Annotated in this window: 6 protein-coding genes and 2 pseudogenes; all 8 read right to left on the reverse strand. The window is 55.6% G+C overall.

The features are described from left to right. Positions 1 to 81: 81 nt before the first annotated feature. Positions 82 to 432, reverse strand: a complete 351-nt coding sequence (locus tag BLS61_RS23455) for a hypothetical protein (RefSeq protein WP_139205554.1) — start codon at positions 430 to 432, stop codon at positions 82 to 84. Between the two features lie 469 nt (positions 433 to 901). Beyond that, positions 902 to 1,417 carry a hypothetical protein gene (locus BLS61_RS23460; protein WP_139205555.1) on the reverse strand — a complete coding sequence of 172 codons (516 nt, stop codon included), beginning with the start codon at positions 1,415 to 1,417 and terminating at the stop codon, positions 902 to 904. Next, the gene (locus tag BLS61_RS13065; protein ID WP_090431491.1) at positions 1,410 to 4,589 is read right to left on the reverse strand and encodes a hypothetical protein; all 3,180 of its coding nucleotides are present in this window, start codon (positions 4,587 to 4,589) and stop codon (positions 1,410 to 1,412) included. Before BLS61_RS13065 ends, BLS61_RS23460 begins: the two co-directional genes overlap by 8 nt. 50 nt (positions 4,590 to 4,639) lie before the next feature. Beyond that, positions 4,640 to 6,637: pseudogene (locus BLS61_RS13070) on the reverse strand (type VI secretion system Vgr family protein); the annotation flags it as partial. A gap of 5 nt (positions 6,638 to 6,642) precedes the next feature. Further along, positions 6,643 to 6,933 (reverse strand): hypothetical protein, encoded by a 291-nt coding sequence (locus tag BLS61_RS13075; protein ID WP_139205556.1) that lies wholly within the window; start codon positions 6,931 to 6,933, stop codon positions 6,643 to 6,645. 81 nt (positions 6,934 to 7,014) lie between these two features. Continuing rightward, on the reverse strand, positions 7,015 to 8,133 hold the full coding sequence (locus BLS61_RS23870) for a T6SS immunity protein Tli4 family protein (protein ID WP_244157951.1): 1,119 nt from the start codon (positions 8,131 to 8,133) through the stop codon (positions 7,015 to 7,017). Then, positions 8,130 to 11,375, reverse strand: a complete 3,246-nt coding sequence (locus BLS61_RS13085; RefSeq protein ID WP_090431495.1) for a phospholipase D-like domain-containing protein — start codon at positions 11,373 to 11,375, stop codon at positions 8,130 to 8,132. Before BLS61_RS13085 ends, BLS61_RS23870 begins: the two co-directional genes overlap by 4 nt. 6 nt (positions 11,376 to 11,381) lie before the next feature. Further along, positions 11,382 to 12,002, reverse strand: a pseudogene (locus BLS61_RS23675) (type VI secretion system tip protein VgrG); the annotation flags it as partial.

Raw genomic sequence — 12,002 nt, forward strand, 5'->3', positions numbered from 1 at the left:
CACATGCGCACTCCTTTCTCTTGTTGAGTCTATCTAGCGGCACGGAATACATTGCCATCTATCATGCCTGCCCCGCATTGCTCACTCCAAATCAAGCAAACTTCCCTGCACAGTTTCTGGAACGCAGTCTATATAGGCTAAGCACTTAGTTTTTTTATTGACCAAGACCCCATGCCTGGGCTCTTGCGTCGCAGCCACTTTATTAATCGTTGTCATTACTCTGTACGCATACGCGCCATTTGAAAAAGTTATAGAATTCGAAATTTCATCCCCAGAAACACTGCCTATTGCGACCTCTAAATCTGCCATTGACCGTGTCAATTTAAGTTCTGGCGGGTAATCGCTTCTACCAAACGAATAGGTCACCATATCTCCATCTCTATACACCTCAATATTATTATTATTTTTCGTTTTGCACATAAAAATAGGCATATGGCTTTCCGAGCCATTTACCACTAACGGAAAGCATATAGAAAAGACCAAGACAAAAAATATACGCATCATCCAATTCCCCAAACTCTCAAAAGCCAGCCATCTTCGAAAGCAAATAAGGCTTATGCGCGGCAGTATCAAAAACAAGATATGTCATTCGAACACCTCTGCACTCCATAATCTATCAAAATTAGTCCTTCGCTCTGGATAAGGCGAGGAAAGTGCGCTGATGCAGCAGGCTGGCCACGAGATCCGGGCGTTCGCTGATCAATTCCACATCGACGCGGTAGGGCTGACTGATAGCCTCACTTGGCGTCAGATGACGCCAAGTATGTTGCGGGTTGATTGTTAAAGAGCGGAACATGTAGTGCCGAGTGAAAAAGGTCGGGAATTTCTAAATATCAATGACACTGCCCCGTTGATTGCATCACCACCAGATCCAGCCATAAATAAATCTGCCCCCTTTATTCTAATGTAAATCAACCTCGGTCATGGGATGTTGTTCTATCCCCCTATATGCTGCATCGGGAAATGTTATATTTTTTCCCGATGAACAGTAGGCATCAAACACCACCTTGTTATTCCTTGTTACATATAGGCCACCTGGCATAACGGAGGACACTACATACGTGTAAGCACCGCTAGTGAACTTTATGTGCATTCCTCGAATGCTACCCTCGGTAACGTCGGTTAATGAAAATATACCTTGCGGAGGAATTTTGTTTTTTGGAAAATTAAGCTCAATATTTTCATGCGTGCCATATCTATATTGAACGTATCCCTCTTTGGGGGAGTTATTGGCAGATGAGCATATGGAAACAATAGAGCCTTTTCCTCTTAGATGGCAGCTAAAGTATATCTCTTCGTATTCCATGCACAAAGTCGACTCATCAAGCTCTCTATCTTTTAAAATCTCTGCGCCATGTGCTGCACGCAAGATGAACAGTGCTATTAAAAAAGAAAAATATACTATCTTGTTAGCCATTTAACCCACCCCAATTAACCAGTCTTTCAAAGTTGCTTCTTCTGCCCGCAATGCTATTTGTTTTTTGTGGGCTAGGCGGGTTAGAGAATAACCCAGGATTTATGCGCCTAGTAACTCTATCGACATCACTCTGTGTCGATCCTATATCTGCATCCTCATATATTTTTCCGTAGAGCCAAAAGAATGCCGCTGAACGAGCAGCGTATTTCAATTCATCGGTCAGGTGCTCGTTTTCTTCAAAGTCCAGTTCGGCATCTGCAGGCCATTTGTCGGAATTTTCAGAGTGCCAGGTTGTGAAGTTACGATAATTAATTCTTCCAGTTAACTGTATTATGCCTCTACCTCTATATCGCCAGCCATCTCCGCTGGAGACACCTCCGTTTCCATTCCTGTTTGCGTAGGCTCGATTTGCTATGGCCTCCTGATTGGCAGGGTGTTCGCTTGTTCTCCCGTACAGCTCAGCTTCATCAGGATGTATTTGGAAATAGCGAAATAGCCCTGGCAAAGCCAGTGATGCATAGTTAAGATTTTCACTATGTAGGGATAAAGAAGAACCGACCTCTTGCATTGTTTGCGCAAAAAAATGATTTCTACGGAGAGGAGTATCTAGTTTGTAAAAGCCAATTCTGGGGTTAATCTCTTCAATTAGTTGTTGTAGATGGTCATCATTCGCTGAAGGGAACATATACTTCAGCATTTCTAGGGTGAACTTGAATTCTGACTCAATGTGATTAGTCACTAGTTCCACCGGCTGAAAATGCCAAGCCATTCCATCCGCCGCTATCCCTGGCTGCCCTGCCAATTCCTTCCACCAGCTGAGCGTTTTAATTCGCTCCTTCTCGCGTACCCACTGAGGATTCGGATCTTCCGGCGTGTGCTCCATCAGCTTGTCTAGCTGATTCCATTTGCTCTCGTTCCAGAACCATTCGCTTTCATGCTGGCTAATCAGTAGGGAAAGCTGCTGTGCCAACCAGGGTTTGGCGAGGGCAGCCTTGAATTCCTCTGGAGTAAGCTTGTTATCGCGGACGCCCTTTTCGTCTGGCTGGTCGATGATTTCGTACAGCTTGCTGAGGATAGGGCCGCGCTCGGCCTCTTCGATCAAGGCCGCGTAGCTCTCGGTTTCCTCTTCTGTAGCACGCCCGGCGGCGTCGAGGGTTCTTGCCAGGTGGGCGTCCAGCGAGACTTTGTCTTGGAGGGTACTGAAACCTGGCCATTCCCAAGGGGAGTGACGTGTGACGACCAGATCTTTTTCTGGTGCCCAACCGGAGATGTCGTTGCCTTCCATATCTCCGACAGTGACATACCACCAGCGTACTTGCTCAGCGTCGATGGCTTTGCGTTCATCGGGCAAGGCATCCCAGGAGCTGGCGGGCAGTATGCGTACGTAACCACTGGCTTCACCTTCGAGCCCACTGTACAGAGGGAACTCGCTCCAGGCATCAAGCGAGCCTGCTGTGCTCGTACGCCGGCCTTGGGCGTTCAGTGCGGATCGTTTGACCCAGAAGGGTTTACCAACAACAGCACCGATTTTGCGCCATGGATGGGTCGAAGGGATGCTGCCGCTCTCGTAGTCATGAGGGTCGCCCCCATCGGCCGAATTGGAATACACCTTGAGAAAGTCGACCTGATCCGGCATATCCGCAGCGTTGACGCCCATTCGGGATGCCAGGATGGTCTTCTGCGCAGCGCCTAGCGTGTAGGTAAGCTTTGTCGAGTTGTAACTGCCCAGCTCGCTGTTCTTGTCAGCGTTGCAGATAGCGTACTTCTGCACCTTGGCCCAGCAACCGGCCTTGGGGGAGTCGCTGCAGAGGCGCACGTCCACGTTCGCTTCGACTTGTGCATCGGCGGCGGCGGGCTGGACGATCTTCGAGCCCTTGTCCACCTTGATCAGGGTCTTCTGTTCGTCGGGTAGCTTTTCCCCGATAGCACGGCTTTTTTCGATAAAGGCCGGGACGTCCTCACTGGTGAACACTTCCAAGTGCAGGCGTTTCTTGGCCGTGCCTTCGTCTTGGTTCTGGTACTTACCTATATGCCCTACCAGTTCACCGGCCTTGATCGAGTATGGTTTGGGCAAGATATGAACGCTATCCAGCGCACTGGGCTCGGTTTTCTGTGTTTCGAGTGCGTCGAAGAAAACGTAGCCTAGCGGTTTGCCATCCGCCCCGTTGGGCAGTGCGGGTACGCCGCGATAGTCCATGACCTCCAGTACCTTGCAATAACCGCTTCTCTGTTTCTCGCCCACCTTGAGAGTGGCACCACGCGGCAATACGCCAATGATCGCGCCATTACCTTTGCCCTCCCTGCGAACCCTCACCCCCTGATGACTAAGGGTAAGCTCGGACTCAGTATCCGTGGCCTTATCCGCTACGGTGTTGTCGGTCAGTTCAGCCTCATACACCCAGCCCTCGGTACCTGCCGGTAGGGCGGGTATGGCCATGCCTTCATCAATGCTGAGCAGCTTTTTATATTTCGTCTTGATGCTGTGCGCTTCGCCGAGCGTGACCTTACAGCCCTTGGGGAGCAAGGCGAGCACTTTGTTCGTTCCGTCGTCGTTCAATGCACGGACTCGCAAGCCCACAAGCGGATCATTAGTGGTGGACTTGACCGCATAGCAGGTCGGCGCAAGGAAATCTGCGGGCTCAGGGGCAGTGGCGGATTTATAGCTGTCCCAGTCGAGCAGGTGCATATACAGGCTGTAAAAAGTCAGCCCTTCACTGGCTGGCGCGCTTTCTGTGCTCGCAGCCGATGACGCGGCTGTATCTGTAGGTGTTGCGGCTGTTGTGGTGTCGCCTGGCTCACCACCAGGAGCGGTCGGTGCAGGTAAAGACGGCAGTACGAGACGATGCCTGACCAATACGAACCCTGTTGAGAACGGCAGATGCACGACCGCGCGGCCGTCACCATATTGGGTGGTGGGATAGCGCTGGTCGATCCGGTAGGCAATCACCTCGCCGTCCGCGATGCAACGAATCGAGGACTGGTCAAGGCTCCCTGCGGTGTTGTCATCGAAATGCACGCCTCCATGCCAAAGACCATTGGCCCCCATGGGATAGAAGCCATCTTTGGCTTTGGCCAAGACATCGAGATATATCTGCGGATCGCTGACTTCTTTACTGTCTTCGCCGGCGGTCTTGAACGGATAGGCCCAATTGATCGGTTTGTTGTCTGCCATGGTGATAATCCTTATTCACGGGCGTGAAGATGACCCCGTGCTTGTCCCTGTTAACCGGAGAAATTCAGCGTGCGTTTGGGTTTTGCCTTGGGCGTCAGCGCATTACCAACCGCCTGCTCCAACAAACTCCCCGCCTTGTCACTATCCGCCGCACCCGGCAGCACCGGCGGCTTGATCTTGAGCCCCGAGCCCTTGCCCGGCGCGCCGCCGGCGTTGATCCTGGCCAGCGGGCCGCTGATGGTGATTCCGCCGGGGTCGAGTTTGATAAAGCTGCCGCCGGCCTTAATGGTCAGTTCGATGCCGGCTTCGATGACCATCTTCTGTCCGGCCTTCAGGTGTATCTCGCGGCCAGCCTTGGTCAGTTGCGCGGTGCCGAGTTTGATGTGCTGGTCGGTGCCCACCGTCAGGTGATCCTGCGGTTTGACCTCGACCTTGCGGTCGGCGGTGACGGTGAGGTGTTCCTCAGCCAGCAGTTCGGTGTAGCTGTTCTTCTCCACGGTGTCGTGGCGTTCATTGCCGACGCGGATCTTCTGGTCGTGTTCGATGTTCTCGTCCCAGTCGCGTTGGGCGTGGATGTAGATCTGCTCGGCGCCCTTGCGGTCCTCGATGCGTAGTTCGTTGTAGCCGCCACCGCCAGGACTGCTGAGGGTCTTGAATACGCTGCGGGTCTTGTTTGCCGGCAGGTCGTAGGGCACCACGTGTTCGGCGTGGTACAGGCAGCCGGTGACCAGGGGCTGGTCGGGATCGCCTTCGAGGAAGGTGACCAGCACTTCCATGCCGATACGCGGGATGGTGATGGCGCCGTAGCGATCACCGGCCCAGCTGGAGCTGACGCGTAGCCAGCAGCTGGTCTTCTCGTCGGCCTGGCCCTCGCGATCCCAGAAGAATTGCACCTTCACTCGACCATATTCGTCGCAGTGGATTTCCTCACCAGCCGGGCCGGTGACCACGGCGGTCTGGCTGCCCAGTACCTTGGGCTTGGGGTGTTCCAGCGGCGGGCGGTAGGGCACGGCCCACGGGGTGGCGAGGAAGCGGTTGCGGTAGCCTTGGGTGAAGTCGGTGTCGCCTGAAGTACCCTCACCCCCGGCCCCTCTCCCGGGGGGAGAGGGGAGGTTCAACACCGACTCCTCCAGCACCTGCGGTTGCTTGCCTTCGTGCAGCACTTCGGTGAGCAGCCACAGATCGTTCCATTCGCGGCGCGGGTGTTCGGAAATTTCCAGCAGATGCCCCGTAACCAGCCGCGGCTGATCGCTCTGGCCTTGCAGTTGCTGGTAGTCGGCGCGGTGGCGCTCCAGGGCGCGCTTGGCCAGGTGCTTGCCGCGCGTGCGGTCGGTGTAGCGGCCGGGGTAGTCGTAGTCTTCCAGGGCCGGCAGGCCGTTGTTCTCGCCGGCCTGCTCGCCCTGGTAGGCCGCCTCCAGCAGCAGGCGCGGCTGCTCGAAGTCGTAGTCGCGGCGGGTGGTGCTGCGGGTGCGGGTTTCCAGGCGCAGGGCCAGGCGCTTGATCACCGGGTCATCGGCGGTCATGCCGCTGTCCTGGATATAGGGCGTGGGCTGGCCGAGCTTGGCGAAGGCGGTCTGGTCGTCGCCGAAGATCAGCACGTGGCCGCTTTCGCTGTGCTGGAAATGGTAGTGGATGCCTTCCTCTTCGCACAGGCGCTGGACGAAGTGCAGGTCGGTCTCGTCGTACTGCACGCAGTAGATGCGCTCGGGGTAGGCGGTGGGGCCTAGCTGGAACTGGTAGCCGCCTTCGACGATGCCGTGTTCTTCCAGCACCTGGGCGACGATCTGCGGCACCGTCAGGTGCTGGAAGATGCGCTAGTTGGTGCGGTGCGCCAGGTAGGCGAGCTGCGGCACGATAGCCAGGCGATAGCGGGTCAGGCGTTTGCCGGACTCGCCCTGCTCGACCCGGTGGACGATGCCATGAATACCGTCGCCATTGGGGCTGAAGGCGAGGAAGGCGCGCTGATGCAGCAGGCTGGCCAGATCGAGATCCGGGCGTTCGCTGATCAGCTCGACATCGAAGCGATAGGGCTGGCTGATGGCTTCACGATCGCTCACAAGAGACGGATTGCAGCGTCGAGCTTCTGCAGCAACCGGAGAGAGCCTCGCAGGATGAAGTATAGGATCAGAGGCAAACCAAGTGTCAGTAACAAGCCATCTGGCCAACGATGGAGATCGTCATAGATCATCCCCGAGCCGATGACGGCAATGATTAAACATAATCGCGAGATAGTTGAAAGCAGTTTGATGAAAGGAATACATCCGGCCAGTAAAAAGCAACTTGCAACGACAAAGAAAGGTGCGTCCCCGGTCACTACTGGAACAACAGTCAGGATAATGGGCATGACCAGTCCCGAGAGTATGAACCAGAAGGCCTTTACTCCAGTAAGCCAAGAATTCATAAGTGCTGTAGGCCTTGAGTAATGCTATCTAAAACTTTCGCTCAGTTTCTTAAACCGAGGGATGACATCTTCCGGTAGCGGCGTCAGCTCGCTCAGGTCGTCCGTACCTTTCTGAAAGGTGAACATCTGTACCGCCAATAGCGGTGAGCCCGTCCCGCCTCGATGCGCCAGGGCGAACCAGGCCCGCTCTTGTTCGCCAGAACCCGGCTTGGGATCCAGGCGCCAACCCTCCAGGCCAGCCAGGCGCTTGCCGAGCTGGATGCGCTCGATGAAGGAAGTCTTGCGCCATTTCTCGCTGTCGTAGCCAGGTCGGTAGTCGCTGTCGTAGGTGCCTTGCGTCGGCTTGGTCTGCCAAGGGTCATTGGCCGAGGCATTAATCAGGGTAAAGATCACATTGGGTGTTTTGGTGAAGCGCAGGCTGTTCTTGATGCTGTAGGCGGTCTTGCCATCGTCGGCGATAAAACCATAGGGGAAGCAGAAGCCGGGGCCTTTAGGTACCTCGTAAAGCTCGCGCGGCTGAAAGCGTGCAATCAGCGCCTTGATACGCTCGGCGGAGTCAGGGCCGGCCTTGCTAAAGGCGAAGGAGTAAACACGGTTATTGCGCCAGAGCAGTGCTTCGCCCGGCGCAATATGGCCGCCCAAGAAGTAAGCGTCGGGAATGCCGAGGTCGTATTCGTGGATTTTGGTTAGGGGAATCTGGCGTTGAATTTCGTTTATCTCTTTTTCGATATCTGAAATATGTTCTTCTTTGTAATTTTCTCTTTTAAAACGATCAAGGATTCTCTCGAAGGTTACTTTTTTTTTCTTGAGTTCCTCTTGATATAACTGCGCCGTACCCTTGACATACCGAACAGCACCATCGAAAGCGTCTCGTTCGACAATGTCACTGACAAAAATGGTCAGCCCGTCATAATCATAGCTGGCAGCGTCACCGCTGGCGTAAACCTTCGGGGTAAATCCATGTCCGCCCCCTTCGGTAATACGGTCGGTGTACTCAGCATTGTAAACAGCCCATTGCATATCCTCGGGCACATCGAAGGTCATGCGCCCAAGACATTCCTGTCGCGGCGTATCTGCCAAGGCCACGCCGGCAGGGATAATCAGGCCCAGGCTCAGGCTCAGGTATCGGAAAAAGCTTTTCATGTGCGACGGCTCTCTTCTTTACGACCGCTATCAGCCTGCGCCAGTGCGCGATCAGGTTTGGGCTGTTCAAAGGTCTGAGCCAGAATGCTCAGGTTGATACCGGAGTCATTGTTCTCACCCCGCGTCCAGTTGACGGGAAAGGCGCAGATAAAGCCCTGCACACCGGCGGGTGGCGAAAACATTTTCACGTCAGCCAGGGTGTCGGAGCGCCAGAAGCGCTCTTCATGAGGCATGGGCTCCATCAGTTCTCCGCCCAGACGCAGATCGCGAAGATCACGATAGGCCCAAGTTGGCCAGGTCGAGGTCGGGAAACCAGTCTTTTTATATATCCCCAGATCCGGCGTTTTGCGTGGCTGCACTTGGCTAATGTCTTGAGGAATGAAGTCGAATACTCGGTTGTATAGCCCAGTATTTTCCTGCGCCACTTCTTGTATCGACTTCCAAGTTTCTTCAGCAGCAGGCCGCTCCAGATACTGCGCCAGCCCAGAGGCGGGACTGACGCCAGATGAGCCACCAGCCATGGACAAGCCAAAGTGCTTTTTCCATAGATCGACCCGCAACTGATGTACGGCCTTGCCGACCGCGTGTTGCTGCTTGCCGTCGAGCTTAGCCTGTACCGGCGTACTGTCGCGCACGATGACCGCCAACTCTGAGTCTCGCGTGCCCAGCAAACTGCGGTCATTGATATTGGCGCTGCCGAGAATGGCCACACGGTCGTCGGCAATCAGCAGCTTGCTGTGCACGTAGATTTGTTCAGTTACCACGCGCCCCTTGAGGTTTTCCCAGGTGCGCAGGTTGAGCAGGGTCAGGTAACGGCTCCAGTCCTGTTGCTCATAAACGGGCCGGCCGCTCGCGTCCTTGTGCTCGATGATCTTGAGTGCCTCGGCGCGGCTCACCTTGCGATCCAGCAGTTCGCGCAAGGCCATGCGCTTCTGGATACGCTTGATCAGGCTGTTCTCGCCAAAGGCCAGGCTCTGCATGGTGAGCGTGACCTGATGCATGATGTTGAGGACGTTCAGCGCGCCTTCCGGGTGCACCGGCAGAATCATATAGACGTGAAACGGGCGTTTCTCATCGATGGCACGGCCAATGCGATTGGCCAGGGCTTCGCCGATTTCGTTGAGCAGGCCCGTCTGGGCATCGCCCAGTTTATGGGTAAGCCAGCCCTGAGCATTGACGCCCCACATGGCTTGCAGGCTTTTCAGGAACTGGCGCGCCTCGCTACTGGGCTCCTTGGCGATGGCATCGATTTCTTTCCAGTTCAGTTGCCAGATGTCCTCGGCCTCCAGCGCTTCGCGCAGGCGCACACGAGCAACGTAGTCCTGGCGCAGGCTGGCAGGGTCACGCAGGCTGGCCATCGGGCCGGAAAGTTTGACGTTGTTGAAGAGCTCACGCGCTTCACCATAGGCACTCTGAAAGAACTGGTTCTCGATATAGATGAAGTGCTGCGCGCTGGAGATGGCCTGCAGCATCGCCGCCTTGCAGTTGGCCTGCACGCCGCCAATGTCGATACCTACCGGCAGGGGCAGGTTGACGCCCGCCTTGCTACGCCCCGCTTGCTCTTGTTGGGTCATGCGGCTGGAGGCACTGCGCAAAACCTGCACGCTCATGCCCCCTGGCTGTGCGCTGGGTGCAACTGGCAATTGTGCAGGCGCGTTGATCCATACCGGCTGTGGCTTGGGAAAGCTCAGGCGTGGGGCTTCATTGACCCTGAGCCTCGCGCCCAGATGGTTCAGGCCTGTCTCACTGACCAAAGCATTAAGCCAGCGTACGACGGCCTCCAGCAGGTTACGCACCTGCGTGGTGTCCTGCAGCGCTGGCGTATCGGCCAGGTAGGACTGCTGCCCGTTCCAGCGATCGATAAAGTTACGCGCGACGTCATAGACAGAGGGTCCTTCGATTCGGCAGTGCACATCTTGCCAGGGCATACGCGGCTGATATTCGGCCAGGCGCCGATTATCCGGCGAGGCCAGTGGCTGCGGCTTTTCATGCAGGTAGGCGTACGGTTCCAGGTGTTGCCCCGAGCGCTCCTGCAGCAAGTGATAGATGAACCAGAGCATTGAGCTGGCCAGCTCACTGGTGCTTTCTCGGTAGGTGCTGGGAATATCCTCGAAGCTCTTGCCGCTGAGCACGGTCAGAACGCGGCCGAGCTCGGTCTCGCTCATCCACTGGCTGATCAGCTCGATACTCTTGATGCGCAATGACTCATAAAGATTGCCTGCCGCCTCACGCAGCTCCTGCAACCAGGCTTGCAGACGCAGCTTCAATTCCTCGGCCATCGGGACAGTATCAAGGTTGTCACTGATCAGCCTAGCCATCCCCTGGATGCTTTGGATAACCATTTGCCGCTGGATAGCACTGAGTCGCTCAAAACCCTCATCGAGATTTTCCTGGGCGCTGTTCTTGGCACGATTTAGCCATTGCAGAGCGGAGAATGGAGGGCTGCGAAAAAAGTCCGCAATACGACTCATGCCATTAAGAGCTGTACTCCTGCTAAGCGGAATGAGGCTGGTCTCAGATACAGGCTTAGACAGGTCGAACAACGTAGCCATCATCAGCCCCATTGAGCTGACATGCTTGTCCATATCCATCCAGCCTAACTTCGGTAGCCCCGGATTGTAGGCATCGTTACCTTGCCTGTTACTGGCGTCCAAGCTGAAGTTATTGTCATCACGCCGCCCGTAGGCCAGGTCGATGCCCCCGACGTAGGCGATGCGGTTGTCGATCACGACGGACTTCTGGTGGTGCGAGAATGCGACGCCGAGCCCCTTCATATCGCTTTGCTGAATGGCGGGCGTACAGAAGGCACGAGGGCCGCCGGTCAGGCCCGCATTGAGCTGGAAGATGGCCAGCATGGTCTCGAAGTCGTAGGTACCGAGGCTGCCAGAGGGGCTCAACCAGGGCATGACATAAACCTTCAAGGCTGGCTGGCGCTTGAGAGCCTGGTGCAGGCACTGCCAGAGGCTGCGCTTGCCATCGAGCAACACGTCATAGTTGATCTGCCAGCCCGTGATGAAAATGCATCGGCTGGCCTGGTCGATGGAGGCTGCGACGTCCTTGAAATAATCACTGCCGGTCGTGAAAAAACGAACCTGATTACCCGTGCGTTTGGGCGCGAACAGATTCGCCCCATTCAGGAAGAAATCCGGTGCGGAATACGCTGCATAGGCTTTTCCCTCTTGTGTGTTGATCTGGTTGAGTTCCTTTGCACGAACGCCGTTGTAGGCAGAGTCAGTTGCCATGGCCAATCATTCCTTGGACTGCAGGTGGGTATAAAGATCGCTGGTGCACTGGCTATCCTGCTGGCTACGCTCTTTTTCCAGCAGCGCATTGCCCGTGGCATCTCGACCGACGCAACTTTTGAAGTCCATAGCGCCCAGGGCATAACGCTCACTGTCCCAACCCTGTTGCTCCAGATGTACCCGCAGGGCTATCCGCTGGCCGGGATAAGTGAGCCAAAGGCTCTTGGGTGCCTTCGCGTAGATTTTGGCTAGCTGCTTCTGCTGAGTGTCATCCAGCACTACCCGGCCATCAGCATCAGCCTCTCCCTCAAGCACAACATTGCCATCATCTCCCTGTTCAATACTCCACGGGGCGTATGCCAAAGGAAAACCCTCGTCTCCGGGAATATCTTGCAAACGAATATTGAATCGGTACTCGCGAGGATCTACAGGGCTAGGCTCTGTCAGCTCATTGGCCAACGCCTGCTCCAACAAACTTCCCGCCTTGTCGCTATCCGCCGCGCCTGGCAGCACGGGCGGTTTGATGCCGATGCCCGAGCCCTTGCCCGGCGCGCCGCCGGCGTTGATCCTGGCCAGCGGGCCGCTGATGGTGATTCCGCCGGGGTCGAGTTTGATAAAGCTGCCGCC

It is taken from the genome of Ectopseudomonas guguanensis (assembly GCF_900104265.1).
Taxonomy (GTDB): Bacteria; Pseudomonadota; Gammaproteobacteria; order Pseudomonadales; family Pseudomonadaceae; genus Aquipseudomonas; species Aquipseudomonas guguanensis.

Excerpts from the sequence above, each read along its gene's own strand:
- BLS61_RS23870 (WP_244157951.1), bottom strand. The coding sequence starts at position 8,133 with ATGAAAAGCTTTTTCCGATACCTGAGCCTGAGCCTGGGCCTGATTATC.
- BLS61_RS23455 (WP_139205554.1), bottom strand. The coding sequence starts at position 432 with ATGCCTATTTTTATGTGCAAAACGAAAAATAATAATAATATTGAGGTG.
- BLS61_RS13065 (WP_090431491.1), bottom strand. The coding sequence starts at position 4,589 with ATGGCAGACAACAAACCGATCAATTGGGCCTATCCGTTCAAGACCGCC.
- BLS61_RS23460 (WP_139205555.1), bottom strand. The coding sequence starts at position 1,417 with ATGGCTAACAAGATAGTATATTTTTCTTTTTTAATAGCACTGTTCATC.
- BLS61_RS13085 (WP_090431495.1), bottom strand. The coding sequence starts at position 11,375 with ATGGCAACTGACTCTGCCTACAACGGCGTTCGTGCAAAGGAACTCAAC.
- BLS61_RS13075 (WP_139205556.1), bottom strand. The coding sequence starts at position 6,933 with ATGCCCATTATCCTGACTGTTGTTCCAGTAGTGACCGGGGACGCACCT.